The sequence below is a fragment of the Pontibacter sp. 13R65 genome (assembly GCF_047525655.1).
GTDB lineage: Bacteria > Bacteroidota > Bacteroidia > Cytophagales > Hymenobacteraceae > Pontibacter.
Map to the genome: position 1 here is coordinate 41,806 of NZ_JBLIQL010000021.1, position 23,292 is coordinate 65,097.

A 23,292-nucleotide genomic window follows, 5' to 3' on the forward strand; every position below is an offset into this window, starting at 1 on the left:
CAAACTAAGAAACTATGCCGCCAGCTATTATACCTGATAAAATGCTCCACAAAATTAATTTGGCCGCCTAGCCTAATGTAAAAGATGCTAGCAATAAAAGATGCAAATAGAAAGTTACGGCCACCCGATTTTCTTTCTGCTAATACAGCTCCAACTGGTTTATGAAGTTAGAATGGGCAAGATCGTGTAACTTTACACGAAATATAAATTTGCGAGCTCTATGCAACAAACAAGCACTACCTGGGAAAAACTGATCTCCAAAAAGCGGTACCAGTCAGCGGCAGATTCGGAGAAATATGGAACAGACGAATCGGTACGAGGTGAGTTTCAGCGCGACTATGACCGAATTGTATTCTCTTCCGCCTTCAGGAGGTTGCAGAACAAAACCCAGGTAATGCCAATGCCCGAAAGCGACTTTGTGCACACCCGCCTTACCCACAGCCTCGAAGCCTCAGTGGTGGGCCGGTCGTTGGGTCGTATTGTAGGCAAAAGCATATTGGAGCGACACCCTCAGCTGGCACTTGAGAAACATATACAAGAGGCCGACTTTGGTGATGTAGTAGCTGCTGCCTGCCTGGCTCACGACATTGGAAACCCTCCGTTTGGCCACTCCGGCGAAGATGCCATATCGGCTTATTTTCTGAGCGATGCGGCAAAGCCTTTTCTGCAGCAGCTCACAGATGCCCAAAAAGCAGATTTGCACCGCTTCGAAGGCAACGCTGCCGGTTTTAGGGTACTTACCTACACCTATCCGGCCCATTGTAACATGCCTGGCGGCCTGAGCCTCACCTATACCACGCTGGCTACCTTTACCAAATACCCGAAAGAGTCGTTGCCTGTAATAGCGGGCACTAAAAACACCAGTGAGAAGAAATATGGCTTTTTTCAATCAGAACGCCAGTGGTTCCAAACCATTGCCACAGAATTAGGTTTGCTTTCTAAAGGCCAGGAGGATCAGGTGTTCTTTCACCGGCACCCGCTGGCCTTTCTGGTAGAGGCCGCCGATGATATTTGTTATCGTATTATCGACTTTGAAGATGGCCTGAAGCTGGGGCTGGTGCCACAGGAAAAAGGCATGTCGCTACTGCGCCAGATCCTCAACGATGCACCTGACCGGGTGTCACGCCTCACGTTTTACGACTGGCGAGAGGAGCTCGGCTTTGTGAGGGCACGCATTATCGGCAAGTTGATAAATGAGACAGCCTCCATTTTTCTGCAGCATGAGGAGGAGATTTTGGCCGGCACTTACGATAAGCCACTTATAAACGAACTGGAGTGCAAGCTGGTGCTGGATGAAATAAGCAAGCTCTCTGTAAACCTGATTTATAACAACAAACCGGTGCTGGAGATAGAAGCCGCTGGCTTTGAGGTGCTGGGCGGATTATTAGACGCTTGCATGAAGGCCGTTTTCAAACCAGAATCGAAGCACCACCGCAAGCTGGCTGCGCTTATACCGCCTCAGTACCTGCAACTCCCTAGCACCGCAACCGACTACGATCGCATTATTCACTTTACCGATTATGTTACCAGCCTTACCGACCAAGCCGCACTTGGACTGTACCGGAAAATAAAAGGAATTGAGCTGCCACGGATGTATTAAACTTCCTGCCCTTGTTTTCTCAGTCCATTTAAATTCTGCTAATGAAAATGGCCTTCCTGAGGCCTTTTGGAGATTTTAAATACCAGGGTTTAGATGTTAAATTTTCTCAAGTTTGATGCACCAGTTTTTCTGCTTACTCCAGTCACTCGCAGGAGCGGCACATCCAGCGAAATACCGGATCGGCCATTTAATACTAAGCAACAAAATTATTCTAATGAATTTGCCCTTCCGGAGGGATATTTAGATTTAAATGCCTCAGGGGCTTCCTTGCGAACTTTAGTATCGCGGATGCCGGTGCTCACGTACATCTGCCTAACCACTCACCACTCAACCCGGATGCTATGAAAATTCTGACTGCTGCCCAAACCAGAGAAGCCGACAAAGTAACCATTGCACAGGAAGGCATTGCTTCTGTTGAGTTAATGGAACGTGCTGCCAAAGCTTTTACCTGCTGGTTCGAGAACAAGTTCAGGCCTGATAAGCCAGTGTGTATTTTCTGCGGACCAGGAAACAACGGTGGCGATGGACTAGCTGTGGCAAGGCTGCTGCAACAGCGTGGCTACACTGTAGAGGTAGCAATAGTTGGTGACACAACAAAAGCATCTGAAGACTTCAAGGCAAACCATGAGGCCCTACCAGCTGAAGTAAGCCTGATACAAATAAAAGAGTTTTCGGAAGACCTGCCTGCTTTGCCTGCTCATGCTCTTGTAATAGATGCGCTTTTCGGAACCGGACTGAACCGCCCTGCAGAGGGTTTGTTTGCTGCTGTTATCGCTCATATGAACCAGAGCGACGCCTGCATTACGGCTATCGACATGCCATCTGGCCTCTACTCCGATAGCCAGACACCAGAGGCGAGCGCAGTGGTACGTGCAGCCTATACCATAAGCTTTGAGCTTCCAAAACTGGCTTTTCTGCTGCCGCAGCATGAGGCATTTGTGGGAGAGTGGCACGTGGTGCCTATCGGGCTGCATGCCGCACATATAGCAACTACTCCAACGCCATATTACCTTACCTGTCTGCCTTCAGCAAAAGGCCTCCTAAAGCCTCGCAGCAAGTTCTCGCATAAAGGCACCTTTGGTCATGCTTTGCTCCTCTGCGGCAGTTATGGGAAAATGGGTGCTGCTGTACTGGCCACTCAAGCTTGCCTCCGAAGTGGGGTTGGCCTGCTCACGGTGCGTGCTCCTGCTGCGGGTTACACGGTGCTGCAAACTGCCGCGCCCGAAGCCATGTGCCTGGCCGACTCCAACAAAAAATTCCTGTCTTCTTTGCCGGAGACTACTGCTGCTTATCATGTTATTGGAGTTGGCCCTGGTATTGGGCAGGAGAAGGTAACGCGGGCCATGGTAGGGCAGTTGCTTGCCACTACTACGCAGCCCCTGGTGCTGGATGCAGATGCCATTAACCTGGTAGCTGGCAGCGACAAGTTGAAATCTATGATTCCGAAGGACAGGGTCATTTTTACGCCGCACCCAAAAGAGTTTGAGCGGCTGGCTGGTAAAACAGATAACCATTACCAAAGGCTGGAACGGCTGCAGGCCTTTTGTCAGCAGTATAGCTGCTGCGTTATGCTCAAAGGAAGACATACAGCAGTTGGTACACCAGATGGCAGCCTCTACTTTAATTCAACTGGTAATGCGGGCATGGCTACCGGTGGTACCGGCGATGTATTAACAGGCATCATTACAGCCTTAGTAGCACAGCAATATAGTTTGCAGGATGCTTGTATACTTGGTGTATATGTACACGGTTTGGCTGCTGATCTGGCCAAGCCAGAAGTAGGAGAAATTTCTATGACAGCCTCTGACCTTATCCGGTTCCTGCCACAAGCTTTCCTGAAGCTCCTTCAGGTGTAAAGCGTAGCCAGGTACACCAGGCCGGCGTGCAATAACATAGCTCCGTCTGCCAATATGGCGTAATAAACCCGTGGTTTATGCTCCGAAGAGTAAAGCACCACCAATGCCGATAATACAGCAGCCACTAATAGCGCAATTCCTAAAGGCATATTTTCCATTTTAATGCCAATGAGCCCGTTTAGCAACAACAGGCCCAGCGATAAGAGCTTGGTGTTCCAGACGCCTACAAACCCTGGCACGGTGAGAGTGTTGGTTGTTTGGTCGTAAAGGTAATCGCGGATATCAAAAAGAAGAGCCAGGGCCAGTATAAATAAAAACCGCCTTAGAAAAAGGAGCAGCACCTCCTGCTCCCACATGGCAACCTTTGCGTGCAGCAATGGGAAAAACACTGTAACAGCCGCCCATACATAGGCAATTAAAAAAACCTTTAACAGTGGCACACTCCGGAGTGGCCGCACTTTTTTAGATTTGTAGATAATAGGAATCGTGTAACCAACTGAAATAACAGCCAGATGCAGCATAAACCAGATGTTAATATGCAGCTGGTATAACCAATAAAGAAGAATAGCTCCTAAAAGGCTGCAGGTGCCGGTAAAAGCTAATTCCTGCTTATGCCTTTGCGCCCATGAGGCGCTTTTTTTATGGTTCCTGCTACCTCTAAGCACAGTTTGTATGCTGCTTAGGTTGTAGGTAAATAAAGTTGCCAGAAACACGAAGCTCGCCAATGGCAACGAAACAGGAATACCTGCTAACAGAAAAGTTTCTACTGTCAGAAAAAAGGCGCAGCAGGAAATAAAGATGCTGCTGTACAGTAGTGAGTACAGTCCTTCAGCAAGTACCGCAAACACTTTGCTATCGCGTACCTGGCTACTGTTTCTGAAGCTTACACCTTCTTCTCTGTTCATGTAATAGAAATTTCCGCTCTCGGTATTCATAACTGCGGATAGCAGCTCCTAAGAGTGTTTTGGCAATAGAGCACTCTGAAGAATATACGGCAATTTAGAGAATAAAAAAGCCTGACGCATTGAAATACGCCAGGCTCAATAGGATATGTAAAAATTTATATGACGCTCTTCTCTACCTGTGTTCTAAATGTAGCATCGTACAGGCTAATGCTTTCGTTGATAATACCATAAGCATGCTCACGGCCAAGGAACTGTTCTACAATTACCTCTTTGTTTTCCAGTTTCTTGTAGTCTTCGAAGAAACGACGCAGCTCCAGCAGTGTGTGAGGAGGCAGTTCAGATATGTCGTTGATATGACGCACAGACATGTCGTTGTTTGCAACGGCTATAATTTTGTCATCTTCCTCGTTGTTGTCAATCATCTGCATTACGCCAATCACTTTGGCATCTATCAGGCACATTGGCTGCACATCAATAGAGCAGATTACGAGTATATCAAGAGGGTCTTTATCGTCGCAATAGGTTTGCGGGATAAATCCGTAATTAGCAGGATAATGAACAGAAGAGAATAACACTCTGTCTAATTTTAGCATACCGCTATCTTTATCCAACTCATACTTTGCCTTCGAACCTTTCGGTATTTCAATAATAGCGCTTACTACATTTGGAGCTTCATCTCCGAAGCGTACATCATGCCATGGATTAAATTTTGCCATCTCTTAATTAAATAAATTTTGTTTTCTCTTCTGTTAAGCCCTTTGCAAGGCAGCATATTATTTCATTAACTCCTGTAACGGTCTGCCAACTGTGCCGTTCGGTTCCTGAATGTAGAGCCAGGAAGCAATAGTTGGGGCAATATCAGCTATCATAACTTCGGCAGAACTCTCTCCTGGCTTTACTTTCCACCCATACCATACCAATGGCACATGGGTATCGTAATTAGAGTAGGAGCCATGGGTGGTGCCTGTCGGATGCTTTGAAGAACCTCCTTCAAACCAACCCGGCCGAAGCACGATCAATACATCACCTGAACGTTCAGCATTGTAGCCATTTGCCATTCTGTTTACCATTCCTTCACCCCAGCCACTGCGCTGTATGCTCTCCGCCGACATAGCCCTCGACACCGCATTAAAGCGTGTTACATAATCGGCTACTTTCTCCTGTACCTCCAGCCTGTTTAGCTTCTTAGCTTCTATAAGCTTCCTGTTCAGGTATAATTGCTGGTTTGTATAACTCTCTACCCATTTTCCGCTTCCATATGTTTTGTTCAGGAAAGCTTCCGTTGAGTCTTTAATGATACTGGAACTGGCAACACCAGCCGGTACATTTTTATCAATCATATAACCAGGCACATGAGCGGCGCCATGATCGGCTGTAAGAAATACCAGTACATTCTCTGTTCCTATTTGCTGCTCCAGGTATTGCAGTAGCTCCTCAATCTCTTTATCTAATCGCAAATAAACATCCTGCACCTCTATGGAGTTTGGCCCGAATGTATGCCCCACATAATCAGGAGTAGAGAAACTTACTGCTAAAAAGTCAGTATGGTTACCCTTACCGAGTTGTTCGCCAGCCAATGCCGCAAGTGCAAAATCTTTAGTGAGTGTATTACCAGCTGGTATAGAGCGTAGTAATTCATAATCTTTTTTTCGTATAGCCGGAATATTATGTGGGAAAACCGGACGCTCCTCGCCAGATAATTTCCCTTCCCAAGGCACATCGTCGGCTGAGCTTTGGGTGTACTGCTCTATCGGCAGCAGGGTTTCCCAAACCTTGCTTAGGTGCTGGTCTGGGTATTTTTGGTTATTGAACTGCTGTACCCAATCCGGTAGCTGTTCGCTGTAAAAAGTACTTGTAATCCAGTTGCCAGACTGAGAGTCGAACCAGAAGGCACCATTTGCCAAATGGCCCGCCGGAATAATAGAGCCCCTGTCCTTTAATGACAAGCCTATGACTTTAGAACCCATGTTAGTAGCCAAACGAAGTTCATCTGTTACAGTTGTTGTCAGCAGGTTTCTTGGCGACATTAAGCCCGCATCAGAGGTACTACCTACCGTTTTCACCGTTTTGTCTTCGACACAATAGACTGTTTTGCCTGTTTCCCTGTTGTACCATGCGTTGCCTACAATGCCGTTAACAGCTGGCACACTACCAGTGTAAACAGAGGCATGCCCTGGTGCAGTATAGGTAGGCACATAACTGAAATGCGTGTACTTAAAATTAAAGCCTTTGCTTACGAGCTTTTTAAAGCCGCCTTCTCCATATTGGCTCCAATAGCGATACAGAAAATCGTACCGCATTTGGTCCACTACAATACCCACTATAAGCTTTGGTCTGGGAAGAGGCGCTGCTTCAGAAAGAACCTGCGTATTATTTTGTGCACCAGTCTTACTACCGGTACAAGAACTCAGCACTAGCAAGGCTACTAATGTTATTTTAAAAAGGGAGTAAATTTTAATTGTTTTGTACTTCATGTTATGTTTTAAGGTTTGCCACAAATGTAACGCACCCAACAGTAAACTAAAATTAGCTTTCTGGTGAAGCTAATAATTTAACAATTTCATAATTAATTTAGCTTTTTGCAAATATGCAGGAATAAAAAACGCCCATCGGTAGGATGGGCGTTCCTTTTAAGGCAATATTTCTTATTTAGCTGCCAATGCCTCGGCACCACCCACAATTTCAAGAATCTCTTTAGTGATGGCCGCCTGGCGGGTTCTGTTATAAGTAAGTTTAAGATCTTTTAATAGTTCACCGGCATTTTCTGTTGCCTTATCCATGGCCGTCATTCGGGCACCATGTTCTGAGGCATTTGACTCCAATACCGCTTTATATATCTGTATCTTCAGCGACTTTGGAATCAGTTCTACTATTATTTCTTCTTTTGAAGGCTCAAACGTATAGTCAGCTGACATGGCAGAAGCAGCTGCTGTATCTGTTGGTTGGTCTTCTATCGGCAGGAACTGTTCGGTACGCACAATTTGTGTGGCCACGTTCTTGAACTCATTGTAAAGCAGTACCACTTCATCAAACTCCCTCTTCACAAAGCCGTCCATTGCACGTTCTGCTGCAGCACGTACGGTGTCGAAAGACAAGTTAGAGAAAAGGTTACTGAAGTCCCCTATCGTTTTAAAGCCTTTTTTAGTAAAAGCCTCATGGCCTTTCCTACCTATTCCAAGGAATGTTACCTGCCCGGCAGCAAACTGGCTCTTGTATTTTCCGTTTACCAGGGTAGTAGCTGCCTTAATAATATTTGAGTTAAAAGCGCCAGCCAAACCACGGTCAGAGGTAACAGCAATAATCAGAACACGATTTACTTCTCGTTTCTCTGAGTACACGTTTGTTACAGATCCCTGATCCGTAATTGCAGACAAATTTGTCAGAATACCGCTCAAACGCTGTGCATAAGGGCGCATACGCATGATATTGTCCTGAGCACGTCTAAGCTTGGCAGCCGCCACCATTTTCATGGCTTTGGTAATCTGCTGTGTAGACGATACTGACGTAATTCGGGCTCTAACCTCTTTTAAACTTGCCATAAATTCGTTGTTATGAGCAAAAGGAGGGGCTAAAACTGTTTAGCCCCTGCCATTTACATAACTTTAGTTTATATTAATATCTGGATGAAAGCTCTTTTGCTACTTGCTTCAGAACTCCTGTAGTCTGATCATCTAGCTTACCAGCTAAAAGAGCATCTAAGGTTCCTTTGTGCTGTGCACGCATGGTACGCAAGAAATCCTTTTCAAATGTTCTTACTTCACTTACCGGTACCCTGTCCAGTAAGCCGTTTGTTGCGCAGTAAATCATGGCTACCTGCTCCTCTACCGATACAGGAGAGAATTGTGGTTGCTTCAGGATTTCTAGGTTACGGCGGCCACGCTCAATAGTAAGCTTGGTAGCAGCATCCAGGTCAGAACCAAATTTAGCGAAAGCTTCCAGTTCACGGAACTGCGCCTGATCCAGCTTAAGTGTACCAGCCACTTTTTTCATGGATTTAATTTGCGCAGAACCACCCACACGCGATACGGAAATACCTACGTTGATGGCCGGGCGAATACCTGAGTTGAAAAGGTTGGTTTCCAAGAATATCTGCCCATCGGTAATAGAGATTACGTTGGTTGGGATATAAGCAGAAACGTCACCAGCCTGCGTTTCAATAATTGGGAGTGCTGTTAATGAACCACCACCTTTTACCAGGTGTCTGATAGAATCAGGAAGGTCGTTCATGTTGCGTGCAATTTCATCCGATGCGTTTACTTTAGCTGCACGCTCCAGTAAGCGAGAGTGCAGGTAGAATACGTCACCAGGATAAGCCTCGCGGCCTGGAGGTCTTCTTAACAGAAGCGACACTTCGCGGTAAGCTACTGCTTGCTTAGAAAGGTCATCATAAACAACCAACGCCGGACGACCTGTATCACGGAAAAACTCTCCGATTGCTGCACCAGTAAATGGAGCAAAGAACTGCATTGGAGCAGGATCGGAGGCAGAAGCCGCTACAACTACTGTGTAATCCATAGCACCACCTTGCTCCAGCGCTTTCACGATCTGAGCTACTGTAGATGCTTTTTGCCCAACGGCTACATATATACAGAATACAGGCTGTCCTTTTTCATAGAACTCGCGCTGATTCAGGATTGTGTCAATAGCAACAGCAGTTTTACCTGTCTGGCGGTCACCGATTATGAGCTCACGCTGGCCACGGCCAATCGGAATCATAGAATCGATCGCCTTGATGCCTGTTTGCATTGGCTCGTTTACCGGCTGACGGAATACAACCCCAGGTGCTTTACGCTCAAGTGGCATTTCGTAAAGTTCACCAGAAACTGGTCCTTTACCATCGATCGGATGGCCAAGTGTATCTACCACTCTGCCAATAATTCCGTCGCCTACTCTTACTGAAGCAATACGATTTGTTCTTTTTACAGTAGATCCTTCTCTGATCTCGCTGTAATCGCCGAGCATTACGGCACCCACATTGTCTTCCTCTAAGTTCAGAACGAGAGCCTGAAGTCCATTTTCGAACTCAATAAGCTCTCCAGACTGTGCTTTCGAAAGGCCATAAATTCTAGCGACACCGTCACCCACTTGCAGCACTGTACCAACTTCTTCCAGTTCTGCCTCAGAACGGAAGTTTGATAACTGCTCTCTTAGTATGGCTGATACTTCGTCAGGTCTTACTTCTGCCATGATTATAATTTGTTGATATAGGGGTTGTCTTTAAAATTATTTTTCAGCTTGGTGAGGCTATGTCTCACCGAGCTGTCGTATTGTTTGTCGCCCACACGTAGCACAAAGCCACCTATAAGCGAAGGATCAACTTTTTCTACAAGTTGAATGGATTTTCCGGTCTGCACTGTTAGCTGCATAATAAGCTGCTCGCGCAGTGCAGTTGTAAGTGGCATTGCACTGGTTACAACAGCTCTCTGTATTCCTTTCAGCTCGTTGTATTGGTTCTCAAACTCGATCGCCACAGTTTCCAGAACAGGTTCTCTCCTTTTGTTGGTTATGATGCCAAAAAAGGCCATTGTCATGGGGCTTACTTGTTTTCCGAAAACAGAATTGATAATAGCCAGCTTCTTATCTGATTTTACTATCGGATTTTGAAGGAGCAGTTTAAAGTCTCTGTTCTGAGACACCACCTGAGTAAACAGTTGCAGATCAGCGTGCACCTGTTCCAGCACATCTTTTTCAGAAGCTAGTTCTATTAGCGACTTAGCGTATCTGGAAGCAACTCTAATATCTGACATATTGTATCTTATCAGCAACAGCGGTTATCATCCGCCATTCTTTTATAAAAATTTAGTTAAGCGTTACTTCCTGAATATACTGCTGCGCCAGTACCTGCTGTGCTTTCGGGTCGCTTAACTCTTTTCTCAGGATTTGCTCAGCAATCTCTAAAGAAATAGTAGCTGCCATGTTCTTTAACTCTGTAAAGGCGGCACGCTTCTCATTGTCTATCGCCTCACGCGCCTGTGCAATCATGCGGGCACCTTCTTCGTTTGCTTTCAGCTTAGCTGACTCCACAATACTGTTACCAGCTTCAGAGGCTTCTTTCAGAATCTTATCACGCTCTAAACGAGCTTCTGCCAACAGCTTCTCATTCTCAGCCTTTAAGCCCTGAATTTCGAGCTTTGCTTTTTCAGCTGCGCTTAAGGCACTTTCTATAGACGCCTCACGGTCACGAAGAGCGCCCATGATTGGCTTCCAGGCAAATTTAGAAAGCAGGAACAGTACAATAAGAAATGTTATTGTCTGCCAGAAAATTAGACCTATACCAGGGGTTACTAATTCCATTGTTTATTTATTTGAAAGATTGTTTCTTTTAAAATGGCTGTCGGCATTAAGTTGCCGGTGCCTTTAACTATACTCTCTACTACAAGTTTAATCTCATCGTCCGGACCATGCGTCCGGACGTGAGATCAACAAAAGCTGAATTAGCCTTTGAAAGAGATTAGCAAGCAAACTACCACACCGAAAAGTGCAACACCTTCGATAAGGGCAGCAGCGATAATCATGGCAGTCTGGATTTTACCACCAGCCTCAGGCTGACGTGCGATAGATTCCATGGCAGAGCCACCGATTCTACCAATACCCAAACCTGCGCCTAGAGCTACTAGACCAGCGCCGATACCAGCACCCATAATCGCGAAACCAGCACCCTCAGATAGAGCTTGAAGCAGAATTGCTAATAACATAATTGTAGTTAATATATAGTTAAAAAATAAAAATTCAGATTAATGATGAGCTCCGTCTCCGTGACCTAGATCGCCCGTATGGTCATGCTCCTCAACGGCACCGCCAAAGTACATAGCCGAAAGCAGCGTAAAGATATAAGCCTGCAGCAGCGCCACAAATAACTCCAGGAAGTTCATAAAGGTTGCAAACGCTACACTAAGCGGCCCAACGGCGATGCTCTGGAAAATGAAAATCAAGCTAAACAAAGACAGGATGATGATGTGACCAGCCGTGATGTTGGCAAAAAGACGAACCATTAGGGAGAACGGCTTTGTAATTATACCGATAAGTTCCACAGGAATCATGATCGGGGCAAGCCAAACCGGAACACCTGGAGTAGCAAAAATATGTTGCCAGTAGCTTTTGTTACCACTAAACACAGTAATAAGCAGGGTAAGTGTTGCTAAAACCAACGTTACAGCTATGTTTCCTGTTAAGTTAGCCCCTCCTGGCATTAAGCCTAGCAGGTTATTAAACCAGATAAAGAAGAACACAGTAAGCAAGTACGGCATGTAGCGCTCATACTTTGGCCCAATATTGGCTTTGGCAATTTCATCGCGAATAAAAACAATGATTGGCTCAAAGAACGACTGAATACCTTTTGGCGCTTTACCAGGGTTGCTTTTGTAACGTCCTGCTATAGTAAAGAAAATTATAAATAGCAGTGCTACACTAAGAAATAGCGAGGCAACGTTTTTGGTGATAGAGAAGTCTAACAAGCCAGATTGGTCGGCAAGTGGCTGACCGGCGGCATCTACCCTGTAAATGTGCCCATGCTCCACTTTATACCCATTATAAGGTACCAGTTCGTGGTTGTCGTTGTAGAAATTATGAGAGGAGAATACCTGAAGATTGCCATTATCCAGCAGGATCACAGGCAGGTAAAGGGTGGCACCATCAGCAAAATGCCAATTGTAATCATCGGCAATGTGATGTGTGATCATATCACCGGGCTTAAACTCCCCGCCTTCCACTGGTGCCTCAGCAGAAGCTGAAATAGTTAAGAAGGAAAACAATAGAACGAATAACCTCTTCATTAAGAATATTTTAGAAGCAAAATGTAGTGAAGCGAGCCAGCTTTTGGCATCACTTTTTCAAATGCGGCCGCAAGTTAGCTAACAAACTGTAAATTTCAAACCCGGTAAACAGGAAATATAATATAAAGAAATTTAAAACGAATTGTAGTTGCTGCTCCCCTATTATATAGACATAAGCAAATATTACAGCTATACATAATAGCAACCTAAATCCCATAGCGCTAAAGTAATACACCTGAAAGTTGTCGGCATCCTGCTCTACCCCGAGGTTTGTTATATAATAGGCGAACCCCGTTACAAACACAAAGAAAGCTAACATATACCAGATGTAGGAATGTACTAGTCCATTGCCCGTGGCCACTTGTAAATAGGCCAGCAAAGGTACAAGCACTACTGTAAGAATAGCCAGGTTTTTGTAAAAACGCATGCTGTTATTTTTTACTGATAGAAATAATGGTAAGCACCATAGAACCTATTACCCCAACGAGTAGGAACACAATAGTAAACCATGGATTTTCTGTGGCAAAATATTCGTCTAACTTAATGCCTGCAAAAGCCGCCAACAAGAGAGTCCCGATCATCTGAAAAGCCATTCCAGAATACTTCACGTACGGTTTTACATTATCCTGTCGCGATGGTTTCTCTTCCTTATTTTCAGGCGCTTCGTCCATACCAATATTCAAGTTTGCAAACTTACTTCTTTTTAAGATCAAAACGTTATGTTTAGTTAATTTGTGTGTTTTTTTAGCCTGATTTCTACGTTTTTACTAAAGTATACTGCTTAAAACAAAACTAACTAACTTTATTTACTCTTGAACAGGATTTTCTCTAATAAAAACCAGCTATCTGATTCAACCTTTACCCAGACAATGATTTGATATGAACATAGTGCTGCACGCTCTCTCCACTATGTTGTTTTTTTACAGGCAGGAACAATTAGCTTCCTCTTTTCCAACTCATCTCGTGTGGCTGTTTTAGAGCAGTTTTGCTTGAAACCAATTAGGTTTTTCATTGGTTCATTAGCTTAGCCGGATAAATACTTTTAACGAAGGCGCAGTTGAACAGAAACCAATATTATTCAGCATATTGTTGTATTTTTGTGAGTACTGTTTAAACCTGACCTGCGAGGCATCAGGACAGCGGATAGCTGCAGCAACAGCTATACTTTAAAGGTAACATGCATCGTTATTCACGAACCAATTGATCTCTATAGCTAACTGATATTCTCCTTCCTTTATATTTTGAACAAGCTATCCTTATATACTCTCTTCCTTTTAGCTGGACTTGCACTTGCGGCCTGCTCTGTGGAACGCAACAATCCGCTCAGCAAGGCCTATCACAATACTTCTGCCCGTTATAATGGCTATTTTCTGGCTAAGGAGAAGCTACGCCTGATAGAAGAAAGCCTGCAGGAGCAGATGGTGTATGATTATAACCTTGCCCTCCCTGTCTACCCTGCTATAGACTCTACCACTGCTAAAGCATTTGCTGCTGATCTGGAAGATGTGGTAAAAAAAGCCTCCTTTCCCATTCAATACCACAAGAACAGCAAGTGGATTGATGACTGCTATGTATTAATAGGCAAAGTGCGCTATTACCAACTTAACTTTGCCGATGCCTCGCGTACCTTTAAATATGTAAACTCTATCAGTAAAGACGATGCCACCCGCCATGAAGCACATATTTGGCTGATGCGCTCTTTTATGATGATGGAGGAGATGGAAAATGCAAAAGCTGTCTCTGATTTTTTGCGGAAAGAGCGGCTTAACAGAGAAAACGCAAGAGAACTTTACCTTGCCCGTGCCCACTATAATCGCCTTGCAGGAGATACAGCCGCCGTTATAGAGAACTTAAGTTTGTCGCTGCGCAACTTTAAAGAAAAAGATGGCCTGGCCCGCGCCCGTTTCTCGCTGGCCCGACTACTGCAGGCAAAGGATCAGGACAAAGAGGCATACCAGCAATACAGCAAGATTCTGCGCCGTAACCCGCCTTACGACCTTGGTTTTTTTAGCAGGCTCTACATGGGTCAGGTAGCAGAAGTTGGCAATACACACGACATAGAACGGATTGCAGGCTATTATAAAAGAATGCTGAAGGATAGCAAAAACACCGAGTACCGCGATAAGATCTTTTATGAAATGGCTTTATTTGAACTGCGCCAGAACAACCCTGAGAAGGCACTGGAGCATTTAAATACTTCGTTAAAAACTCCGGGCAGCCTACCAAACCAGAAAGCTTATTCCTACCTATTGGCCGGCTCGATCTATTTCGACCTGAGCAAATACAATCCAGCACAGGCCTATTACGACAGTGCTGTTCAGGTACTTCCGGCTCAGGCTGCTAATTATGAGGCGGTGGTGCAGCGCAGAAACATTTTAACAGAATTCACCTTCAACTACAACACTATTCACACCCAGGACAGCCTGCAGCGCATCGGCCGCTTGCCAGAGACCGATAGAATAGCTTTTGTAACACAAATGGTGGAAGCAGAGGAAGAAAGGAGGCAGCAGGAAATTGCCCGCTTGCAGGAGCAAGCAAAACAGGCTGAACAACGACAAGGATCTTCTATAAATCAGAATCAGAACAACAGCACAGGCATTGCCACTACACCAGACGCAGGCGGTGTATGGTATTTTGATAATCCGGCTGCCATGACCACAGCCCGTTCAGAATTTAACAGGCGATGGGGCGACAGGCCTTTACAAGATAATTGGCGAGTCCGATTAAGGGGAGAAGCATCGGAGCAGGAGCAAATAGCCCAACAACAGACAGCTGTCCCCGAAGCTCCTACAGAAAGTGCCGAAGACCGCATTGCTGCCCAGGTACAGTCATACCTACAGAATATACCTGTTACTGCTGCTGCTATGCAGGAATCTGAAGAGCAGGTGGAAGAGGCGATGTTCAACCTTGCCAATATTTACGCCCAGAAATTACAAGACCCAGCCAGAGCTTCCGAAACTTTTGAGCAGCTCCTGCAGCGCTTCCCTAAAACAGTGCATGCCGCAGAATCTTATTATAGCCTTTACCTGCTGTACTCCAGAGCTGAGGACGAACGAAAAACTGCTTATTACAATAAAATAAAACAGGAATTCCCTAACACTACCTTTGCAAGGCTTATAGATGACCCTGACTTTATGTCTAAAAATGCGGCAGATAACATTCTGGTACATCGACTTTATGATTCGGCCTTTATGCATTACGAAAAGCAGGATTATCAGGAAGCATCTTCTTTACTGGCAACACTGAAGCAACAATACCCTCTAAATGACATTCCGGATAAAGTAGCTTATCTGACTGTACTCATAACAGCACGTACTGATAAGCCGGTGGTGCTCCTGGAGCAGCTACAGCGTTTTACAGCTGATTTCCCGTACAGTCCACTTAAAGCGAAAGCGGATCAGCTTTTGGTTGTATATAACGACCTGGCACAAAAAAACCAGTTGCGACAGGAGGCTCCTGCTACACCAATTGCGAATAACCAAGAACAAGTAACTCATAACCTTTCGCCTGAAGAACGAATAGCGGCAGAAATGGCCCTGGCCACTGCTTCGGCAGCACCTACTCCGGCACCAGCAAGACCAATAGCAACTGAAACTGAAATATTGGAATCTCCTGCTGCTCCAGAACAGATCGTTATAGCGCAACCCGCTACAGAAGCACAGCCGGAAACAGCACAGCAGCCAGTACAAACGCCACCTACCGACACCATTATTCACAACCAGCCGCCTGTTGCAACCGCTACACCGCTAGTAGTTACACCAGAGCCAGACGTGGATCCGTTGGAGTATGTAATGGCACAGGATACTGCTTACTACTTTGTGATAATTTATCCTTCTGACGCACCCGCTTTTAAGGATATAGACATCAGGTACGAAAAGTATAACAGCACTTATTATAAGAAACAGCAGCTGCAAACTACTTTAGCGGAATTTACAGAAGGCCAATCGATGCTCACGCTCAGCTCTTTCGACGACTACAGTATGGCACAATCTTTTAATGTAAAACAAAAGGCTCCACAGGCTCCTGTAGGAAGAATCAGAGGTGTGAATTTTACTACCTTTGTAATTTCTTCAGCAAATTATCAGAAACTCATAGAAAAGAAGGATTTGGACACATATCTGACTTTTCTGGAAAATAATAAATAGAATACATGGCTACCCGTCAAAAAAAGGTTGAATCAAACAAGAGCGTATCTCCAAAAGTAGCAACTACCCTTTGGGTTCTCTTTTTCGGAGGCATCGTGATGTTTGTGCTCTACATCTATGCTGTCAGCATTAATTTTCTGAACTTATTCGGAGAGCTGCCAAATCTGCGCTCGCTGGAAAACCCTAAAAGTGAACTCTCCTCTGAGCTTTACTCTGCTGACAATGAACTGCTGGGAAAATACTTTCGTGAAAACCGGTCGCCAGTAGACTATGAGGAGCTGCCGGAAAGTCTGATTCACGCCTTAATTGCAACTGAAGATGCTCGGTTTGAATCACACTCTGGTATAGATGCAGAAGCAACTGCCCGTGTGGTAGCTTCTGTTTTAACTGGTCAGTCGAAGGGTGGGGGCAGTACGCTTACGCAGCAGGTGGCGAAGAACCTCTTTAGTACGCGCAGCGAAGAATTGAATAATGGCCTGCTAAATGATGTACCCGGCCTCCGTATGCTTATACTAAAAACCAAAGAGTGGATAATGGCCATTAAGTTAGAGCGCTCTTATACTAAAAAAGAGATTCTGCTGATGTACCTAAACACAGTAGACTTTGGCAGTAATGCCTTTGGTATAAAAGTAGCTGCTAAAACATTCTTTAATAAAAAGCCGCAGGATCTGCAGGTACAGGAGTCAGCAGTACTTGTTGGCCTGTTAAAGGCACCGACGTATTATAGCCCCAAAATGAACCCGGAGAACTCGAAGCGCCGCCGCAATGTGGTGCTGATGCAAATGGTGAAATATGGCTATTTACCTGTTGAAGAATATGACAACATAAAAGAAGAGAACATTGCTCTGGATTACCGTGTAGAGAACCAAAACCAAGGACTTGCTCCTTATTTCCGCACCGAGGCCAGCAAGTTCCTCTTAAAATGGTGCCGAGAAAGCGGCTACGATCTATACGCCGATGGACTGAAAATTTATACAACTATAGATTCGCGGATGCAACGCTATGCCGAGCAGGCAGTAATAGAGCACATGAAGGACCGGCAAAAAGCTTTCTTTGAACACTGGAAAGGTCGAAACCCATGGGTCGACCGCGATAATCAGGAAATCAAAGGATATGTAGAAAACGCCATCAAACGTACTGACCGGTACAGAAGGCTGAATGCCCGCTTCGATGGCAACATGGACTCTATTAACTACTATCTCAACAAAAAGATACCCATGACTATTTTTACATGGGACGGTGAGAAGGATGTAGAAATGAGCCCTATAGATTCATTAAAATACTATAAGCACTTCCTGCAGGTTGGCTTTATGGCCATGGAGCCTCAAACTGGCCACATTAAAGCTTGGGTAGGCGGTATCAACTATAAGCACTTTAAATACGACCACGTGAAACAGGGAGCTCGCCAGCCAGGATCCACCTTTAAGCCCTTCTTGTACACGGCTGCTATTGAAAACGGCTATTACCCATGTTATGAGGCCATAGATACCAAAGTATGTGTTCCTTTGCCAGATGGTAACACCTGGTGCCCTAACAATGCTGATAATAAATACTCTGGTAATAAATACACGCTTCGTAATGCTTTGGCAGAATCTGTCAACTCTATCTCTGCTTTTCTTGTAAATAAATTAGGTGCCGAGACATTAGCGGCCACAGCCAAGCGCATGGGCATTTCCACGCCGTTGGATCCAACACCTTCTCTTGCCCTTGGTGTAAGTGATGTAACGCTCTACGATATGGTTGGCGCTTATGGTACCTTTGCTAATGCCGGGACGTGGACGCAACCTAATTACATTACCCGCATTGAAGATAAGCATGGCAATGTGCTTTACGAGCCGGTACCTACCAAAGTAGAAGCTCTGAGTGAGGAAACAGCTTACCTGATGGTACACATGTTGCAGGCGGCTACCGAAAATGGCAAAGGAACTGCCTGGGGTCTCCGATCGCGGCATGGGCTTAAAAACGAAATTGGCGCAAAAACCGGTACAACTCAAAACCAATCCGATGCTTGGTTTATGGGAATTACTCCTAACCTGGTAGGTGGTGTTTGGGTAGGTGGCGACGATCGCTCTATCCACTTCCGTACGATCAGGGAAGGGCAGGGCGCTAAGCTGGCAATGCCTGTTTATGGTAACTTTATGCAAAAAGTATATGCTGATAAAAGCCTTGATGTATCTAAAGAACCATTTGCTAAACCTTCTACGCCTTTATCGGTAGAATTAGATTGCTCGAAGTACAACAGTGGCTACCAGTTAGACTCCACCCGACAGGATGAGTTTCTAAAGTTTCCGGCTGATGTGGACCTTGGAGATGTAATCTAATTTTTAATAGCGAGAATGGCTGCAAACGAGAAGCTGAAGGAAAAAATAGCACATCTGCCTCATAAACCCGGAATTTACAAGTTTTTTGATGAGTCAGGTATTATTTATGTTGGCAAGGCGATTGATATCAGGAAACGAGTTACTTCCTATTTCAACCGCTCCGCACAGCATAATAAAAAAACGCTGAAGCTTGTTTCTAAGATACAAGATATTGAGTTTACTATTGTAGATACTGAAGCAGATGCTTTCTTGCTGGAGAACAATCTTATCAAGCAGTACCAGCCTAAGTACAATATTCTGCTCAAAGACGGTAAAACATACCCTTACATCTGCATTGTAAACGAACGCTTCCCAAGGGTAATGTATACCCGAAATAAAATCAATGATGGCTCGCGTTATTTTGGTCCTTACCCAAGTGTAACTACCATGCATATTGTGCTGGATTTGATACGCACCCTTTACCCCCTTCGCACCTGCACTTATAACCTGTCGCCTGAGAATGTGGCAGCAGGAAAGTTTAAGGTCTGCTTAGAATATCATATAGGGAATTGTAAAGGTCCTTGCGAGAACCTGGTAGATGAAACCACTTACAACCATAATATTGCCCAGATCAAAAGCATCTTATCTGGTAATTTATCAGTGGCCAAAAACTACTTTAAAGAAAAAATGGCGGCTGCTGCAGAGGAGTTTCAGTTTGAACTGGCGCACCAGTATAAGCAGAAGCTAGACATGTTGGAAGATTTTCAAACTAAGTCTACAGTAGTTAGCAACTCGCTCACTAACATTGATGTTTTTACCATTACCTCCAATGACAAATGTGCCTTTATCAATTACCTGAAGGTAATGAACGGCTCTATTATCTTAACGCAATCGCTGGAACTGGAAAAGAAACTGGATGAGCCTGATGAGGAAATCTTAGCCACTGTCATAGTGCAACTACGGCATGAGTATGAAAGTACATCGCGGGAAGTAATTACAAACCTCGAAATCAGGCTGCCACTCGATAACATTTCTATTACTTATCCTCAGATTGGTGATAAACGCAAACTGCTCAACCTTTCGCTGAAGAATGCGATGTACCTGCGCAAGGAGCGGGAGGGCCGACAGGAAAAGAATAAGGACTTAGGAGCGCAGCGCGAAGTTCGAGTGCTGGAGACCATGAAAAAGGATCTACGCCTTACCGAATTGCCACGGCACATCGAGTGCTTCGATAATTCTAACTTCCAGGGCGATAATCCGGTGGCCTCTATGGTCTGCTTTAAAAATGGGAAGCCGTCTAAAAAAGACTATCGGCATTATAATATTAAAACAGTAGTTGGCCCCGATGACTTTGCCTCCATGTATGAAGTAGTAACCCGGCGGTATAAAAGACTTTTAGAAGAAAACCAGCCATTGCCACAACTCATCATTATTGATGGCGGCAAAGGCCAACTTGGTATGGCAGTTAAAGCTCTAAAAGATCTTAACCTGTATGGCCAGATTGCTATTATAGGTATTGCGAAACGACTGGAAGAAATTTTTTATCCTGGTGATAGCCTACCTTTGTACATCGACAAAAAGTCTGAGTCGCTGATGCTCATTCAGCGACTGCGAAATGAAGCTCACCGATTTGCAATTACCTTCCATAGAAGCAAGCGCGATGCTGGTACGCTTCAAACAGAGCTTACCACTGTAAAAGGTATAGGCCCCGCTACGGCAGAAGCTTTGTTAACTAAATTCAAATCGGTGAAGAAACTTAAGCAGCTTTCGCAAGAAGAGCTGGCAAAAGAAATTGGAGAACGAAAAGCCGGGATTTTATACACACATCTGCACCCTGCTAACCCATAATATGTTCCGCCATCTGCCAAAGAGAGCACTTAATCAGCGCTTATTTTAATTCAAGCTGCTTTTACAACACTATCTCAAAAAAATTTCACCATTAGCATGCCTAAGCCTGTTGCTAATGAAAATGCCTCCGGAAGGCCATTTTCATTGGAAGGATCCATTGAGAAAGCTTTAAGCTTCAAGCCACCTTTACTTCTTTCATTCAATAAAGGCGACAAATCCTTTAAGATTAAATTATTCTAATGAAAATGGCCTTTCGGAGGCTAAAAGCAGCTTTTGCTTTATAGCATATTTAGTGCGCGGTCATAGTATGTTTATTAACAGGCACAAAAAAAGGAGACTCTTACGAGTCTCCTTTTTTTGTTATTTCCATTATGATTAGTAGCTCCAGAGGCTGTACTCATATTCAATAAGTGCTTCTGCGGCTTCTTGTGCTGCCAACAAACTCTTTTGCCCCGGGCCATAAATATCGCCTAAGCCTTGGTTGCCCGGGTTAGATATTTTTGTGATATAAGAGCTGAACAACCATAACTCAAAAGCTTCAGCTAAGTTTTTATGCTGCGCCTCGTTGCGTGGGTTGTACCAGATAGCTGATTCGGGATTATTTTTGAATACACGAGCCAGATCACTCATTTTAAAGCTTGCTACATGCTCCTCAAATCCTTTGGCACTAAGTGTTGATGGCACTTTAATGCTGATCGCTTGAATGTCATGATACATTCTGGAACGCTTTTTATCAAAGATTAAATCTTCCTTCAGCTCTAACAGGTACAGATCCTTTGGAAAGTATTCCATACTTACTGGCGCTACAGGTCCTGTATTTTCAGAAACCACGGCACCCCACGGATCATCATCAGGTTGGGTTTTAAAGATCTCATCTTCCGGAGTAGCTTCCTGTGATCCGCTTGGAGTCATACGTTGTACGAACTCAGCCTGCGTAATAGGAGTGGCCAGTGTGTCAGATCGGTAGGCTATTAACTCTCCGCTTTTTACAGCATCAATAATAATCTTAGTGATTTGCCTGTTCTCTGAGAACATTGGTTTGTTCTGCTTCTCACGTAAGTCAATCTTACGCCACACCGTTTTCTTGAATAAAACATCATGGTCTGGTATGGGCCTTACTGAAGGACTACTGTCTACAGAAGAAGGCACTTGCTGTGCCATAGCTTCCACGGAAAGTAAGGCCCCAACCATCAGGCTAAATACTTTAATCATTCTCATAACCTATCTTGTTTAGGCTTTAGTTTAATGGTATTGTAAAGAGGGTTTCACTAACCTTTGCTGGTTGCGGGCTGTTCTGATAGTTCAAACGTTTCACGTCTAATACTTCTACTACCACTCTATCGCCTTTTTGTGCTTTAGAGGCAAAGTTAGTGAGGTTAGCTGTAGGACCGTTCACTTCTGTCTGGTCTATTGGCTGGTTACCTCTTACTAAATACGCTTTCCACTTAAATACCCTGAAGTTAGAATCTTTAGGAAGTAACTGTCTGAAGCCTTCATCTGCTACCGCTCGTATTTCTACCTGGCGCAGGGCACTTGAGGCTACTCCTCTTCTAACATCAATTGGGTTACCATTTACTAACGTAACCAGCTCTGGCTTTGGTATAGGACGAACTTTGAACTTTTCTGACCCGATAGCATTGCCACCGCTGCTAACATTAAGTGTAACTTCAGCTGCTGTTGGTACAATCGTTACAATACCTTTTTGAGCACCTTTAATAGCAGAACCACCTGTGGCACTAAAGCTTGGATCATAGATAGCTCCTAAAGCTGGTACCTGTACGTTCAGTTCGTTGGCACACTGGTAATAAAGAGCCTGAACAGAAGCTGACTGAATCTGAATTACTGGTTTTGCAACCACATAACTTTCTTCTACAGGTAAAATCTCCTGCTCTCCTCCTTTGTCTATAATAACTTGTCCTTTCCAGGTTTGCTTTGAGTTACCGTCAGCATCGTAGTTAGAGGCAGCTGCGGTAAATTCCACAATACCCTTACCATCCACTACATTAATAGGTTTACCCTGGAATGTCATACGTGGTGTAATGGCATCGGAAGAAGCGGCAATAAACATTTCGGCTTTGTATTTTGTACCAGCGGCCACTGTTTTAGATTCAGCACGTGCCATGGCAAAAATTTTCTCGAACTTCACAATGTCAGCACCCACTTTTTGAGCCAGTGCAGATAAAGCATCCGCTTCATACTTCAGCACTTCCGACTCTTTCTGCGATAAAACGGCTAAGGCAGCTACCATCGGAGTTTCTTCAAAGTTCAACTGAGCAAAGTCTTTGTTCCGTTGCGCTCTGTCTCTGCTTGCCACTGGGTCTTCAGAACCGCTCAAAGCTAACTGAGGCATGTTCGGATTGTACTGACGCATAAACTTAGCGTAGTCATCTAAACGGTTTTTAAGCTCATAGGCAGCACCATTCTTCTTTCCTCCAATCATAGTAATATTTACCACTTCATTGGATTCTGGGTTTACATAGTGCCCTTCTTCGTTCTCACCACCAGTCTTATCAATTAGTTCAGCTCTTAAACCACGAATATAAGTAATCAAATCAGAGGTCTTCTGGCGTATTTCTTTTGCATTCTGAAGTACCTGCTGGTCATTTGCTCTGTTACCTCCGTCGGCAACAGCTTTTGTTATATTAGATATTACGCCGGCATTATCCCCAATTGTTTTATCGTTCAGTTCCTTTAAACTATTATCCAGGAATTCAAACTTTAACAGGATAGCCGAGCTCACGTTAAGGGCGAGAAGTGCGGTCAGTACCAAGTACATCATACCGATCATCTTCTGCCGTGGCGTCTCTTTTCCTCCAGCCATTTTTTATACTGTTACTTTTTAAAAGTTAAATTTTAAATGATCAGA

18 protein-coding genes are annotated in these 23,292 nt (G+C 44.5%); 5 read left to right on the plus strand and 13 right to left on the minus strand.

Annotated features, from left to right (window positions below; genetic code table 11):
• Positions 1-220: 220 nt before the first annotated feature.
• Positions 221-1,600: a dGTP triphosphohydrolase gene (dgt, locus tag ACMA1I_RS18940; RefSeq protein ID WP_337070011.1), complete on the plus strand. Its 1,380-nt coding sequence runs from the start codon at positions 221-223 to the stop codon at positions 1,598-1,600.
• Positions 1,601-1,941: 341 nt separating this feature from the next.
• Entirely contained in the window at positions 1,942-3,456 is a 1,515-nt protein-coding gene (locus tag ACMA1I_RS18945) for an NAD(P)H-hydrate dehydratase (protein ID WP_337070012.1), read from the plus strand.
• Here ACMA1I_RS18945 and ACMA1I_RS18950 read toward each other — a convergent pair.
• The 11 genes from ACMA1I_RS18950 to ACMA1I_RS19000 form a co-directional block, all read right to left on the minus strand.
• Positions 3,447-4,361: a hypothetical protein gene (locus tag ACMA1I_RS18950; protein ID WP_337070013.1), complete on the minus strand. Its 915-nt coding sequence runs from the start codon at positions 4,359-4,361 to the stop codon at positions 3,447-3,449. The two genes, ACMA1I_RS18945 and ACMA1I_RS18950, sit on opposite strands and share 10 nt — an antisense overlap.
• 155 nt (positions 4,362-4,516) lie before the next feature.
• A complete protein-coding gene (locus tag ACMA1I_RS18955) occupies positions 4,517-5,077 on the minus strand; it encodes an inorganic diphosphatase (protein WP_337070015.1) in 561 nt (186 codons plus the stop codon).
• Between the two features lie 57 nt (positions 5,078-5,134).
• On the minus strand, positions 5,135-6,835 hold the full coding sequence (pafA, locus tag ACMA1I_RS18960; RefSeq protein WP_337070016.1) for an alkaline phosphatase PafA: 1,701 nt from the start codon (positions 6,833-6,835) through the stop codon (positions 5,135-5,137).
• 171 nt (positions 6,836-7,006) lie between these two features.
• Complete coding sequence (atpG, locus tag ACMA1I_RS18965; protein WP_337070018.1) at positions 7,007-7,900, minus strand: ATP synthase F1 subunit gamma; 894 nt, start codon at positions 7,898-7,900, stop codon at positions 7,007-7,009.
• Positions 7,901-7,973: 73 nt separating this feature from the next.
• Positions 7,974-9,548: a F0F1 ATP synthase subunit alpha gene (gene atpA, locus ACMA1I_RS18970; RefSeq protein WP_337070020.1), complete on the minus strand. Its 1,575-nt coding sequence runs from the start codon at positions 9,546-9,548 to the stop codon at positions 7,974-7,976.
• A gap of 2 nt (positions 9,549-9,550) precedes the next feature.
• Positions 9,551-10,108, minus strand: coding sequence for an ATP synthase F1 subunit delta (gene atpH, locus ACMA1I_RS18975; protein ID WP_337070021.1), 558 nt, complete (start codon positions 10,106-10,108; stop codon positions 9,551-9,553).
• Between the two features lie 52 nt (positions 10,109-10,160).
• A complete protein-coding gene (locus ACMA1I_RS18980; RefSeq protein ID WP_337070022.1) occupies positions 10,161-10,655 on the minus strand; it encodes a F0F1 ATP synthase subunit B in 495 nt (164 codons plus the stop codon).
• A 140-nt stretch (positions 10,656-10,795) separates the two neighbouring features.
• Positions 10,796-11,056: an ATP synthase F0 subunit C gene (gene atpE, locus ACMA1I_RS18985; protein WP_114782027.1), complete on the minus strand. Its 261-nt coding sequence runs from the start codon at positions 11,054-11,056 to the stop codon at positions 10,796-10,798.
• Between the two features lie 39 nt (positions 11,057-11,095).
• Positions 11,096-12,133 (minus strand): F0F1 ATP synthase subunit A, encoded by a 1,038-nt coding sequence (gene atpB, locus ACMA1I_RS18990; protein ID WP_337070023.1) that lies wholly within the window; start codon positions 12,131-12,133, stop codon positions 11,096-11,098.
• Positions 12,134-12,182: 49 nt separating this feature from the next.
• Entirely contained in the window at positions 12,183-12,560 is a 378-nt protein-coding gene (locus ACMA1I_RS18995; RefSeq protein ID WP_337070024.1) for a hypothetical protein, read from the minus strand.
• A 4-nt stretch (positions 12,561-12,564) separates the two neighbouring features.
• A complete protein-coding gene (locus ACMA1I_RS19000) occupies positions 12,565-12,846 on the minus strand; it encodes an AtpZ/AtpI family protein (protein ID WP_337070025.1) in 282 nt (93 codons plus the stop codon).
• Between the two features lie 591 nt (positions 12,847-13,437).
• Between ACMA1I_RS19000 and ACMA1I_RS19005 the strand changes: the two genes are divergently transcribed.
• From ACMA1I_RS19005 to uvrC, 3 genes are read left to right on the plus strand one after another with little or no spacing between them, the layout of a single operon-like run.
• On the plus strand, positions 13,438-16,278 hold the full coding sequence (locus tag ACMA1I_RS19005) for a tetratricopeptide repeat protein (RefSeq protein WP_337070027.1): 2,841 nt from the start codon (positions 13,438-13,440) through the stop codon (positions 16,276-16,278).
• 5 nt (positions 16,279-16,283) lie between these two features.
• Positions 16,284-18,599 (plus strand): penicillin-binding protein 1A, encoded by a 2,316-nt coding sequence (locus ACMA1I_RS19010; protein WP_337070028.1) that lies wholly within the window; start codon positions 16,284-16,286, stop codon positions 18,597-18,599.
• A gap of 15 nt (positions 18,600-18,614) precedes the next feature.
• Positions 18,615-20,426, plus strand: a complete 1,812-nt coding sequence (uvrC, locus tag ACMA1I_RS19015) for an excinuclease ABC subunit UvrC (protein ID WP_337070030.1) — start codon at positions 18,615-18,617, stop codon at positions 20,424-20,426.
• Between the two features lie 375 nt (positions 20,427-20,801).
• On the opposite strand, the gene gldN is transcribed toward uvrC, so the two are convergent.
• Together gldN and gldM are read right to left on the minus strand one after the other, a co-directional pair.
• Positions 20,802-21,644, minus strand: coding sequence for a gliding motility protein GldN (gene gldN / locus ACMA1I_RS19020; RefSeq protein ID WP_337070031.1), 843 nt, complete (start codon positions 21,642-21,644; stop codon positions 20,802-20,804).
• A 19-nt stretch (positions 21,645-21,663) separates the two neighbouring features.
• Positions 21,664-23,247: a gliding motility protein GldM gene (gldM, locus tag ACMA1I_RS19025; protein ID WP_337070032.1), complete on the minus strand. Its 1,584-nt coding sequence runs from the start codon at positions 23,245-23,247 to the stop codon at positions 21,664-21,666.
• Positions 23,248-23,292: the final 45 nt, after the last annotated feature.

Coding starts and splice junctions, on each gene's coding strand:
- dgt (WP_337070011.1), top strand. CDS start 221: ATGCAACAAACAAGCACTACCTGGGAAAAACTGATCTCCAAAAAGCGG.
- ACMA1I_RS18945 (WP_337070012.1), top strand. CDS start 1,942: ATGAAAATTCTGACTGCTGCCCAAACCAGAGAAGCCGACAAAGTAACC.
- ACMA1I_RS18950 (WP_337070013.1), bottom strand. CDS start 4,361: ATGAACAGAGAAGAAGGTGTAAGCTTCAGAAACAGTAGCCAGGTACGC.
- ACMA1I_RS18955 (WP_337070015.1), bottom strand. CDS start 5,077: ATGGCAAAATTTAATCCATGGCATGATGTACGCTTCGGAGATGAAGCT.
- pafA (WP_337070016.1), bottom strand. CDS start 6,835: ATGAAGTACAAAACAATTAAAATTTACTCCCTTTTTAAAATAACATTA.
- atpG (WP_337070018.1), bottom strand. CDS start 7,900: ATGGCAAGTTTAAAAGAGGTTAGAGCCCGAATTACGTCAGTATCGTCT.
- atpA (WP_337070020.1), bottom strand. CDS start 9,548: ATGGCAGAAGTAAGACCTGACGAAGTATCAGCCATACTAAGAGAGCAG.
- atpH (WP_337070021.1), bottom strand. CDS start 10,108: ATGTCAGATATTAGAGTTGCTTCCAGATACGCTAAGTCGCTAATAGAA.
- ACMA1I_RS18980 (WP_337070022.1), bottom strand. CDS start 10,655: ATGGAATTAGTAACCCCTGGTATAGGTCTAATTTTCTGGCAGACAATA.
- atpE (WP_114782027.1), bottom strand. CDS start 11,056: ATGTTATTAGCAATTCTGCTTCAAGCTCTATCTGAGGGTGCTGGTTTC.
- atpB (WP_337070023.1), bottom strand. CDS start 12,133: ATGAAGAGGTTATTCGTTCTATTGTTTTCCTTCTTAACTATTTCAGCT.
- ACMA1I_RS18995 (WP_337070024.1), bottom strand. CDS start 12,560: ATGCGTTTTTACAAAAACCTGGCTATTCTTACAGTAGTGCTTGTACCT.
- ACMA1I_RS19010 (WP_337070028.1), top strand. CDS start 16,284: ATGGCTACCCGTCAAAAAAAGGTTGAATCAAACAAGAGCGTATCTCCA.
- uvrC (WP_337070030.1), top strand. CDS start 18,615: ATGGCTGCAAACGAGAAGCTGAAGGAAAAAATAGCACATCTGCCTCAT.
- gldN (WP_337070031.1), bottom strand. CDS start 21,644: ATGAGAATGATTAAAGTATTTAGCCTGATGGTTGGGGCCTTACTTTCC.
- gldM (WP_337070032.1), bottom strand. CDS start 23,247: ATGGCTGGAGGAAAAGAGACGCCACGGCAGAAGATGATCGGTATGATG.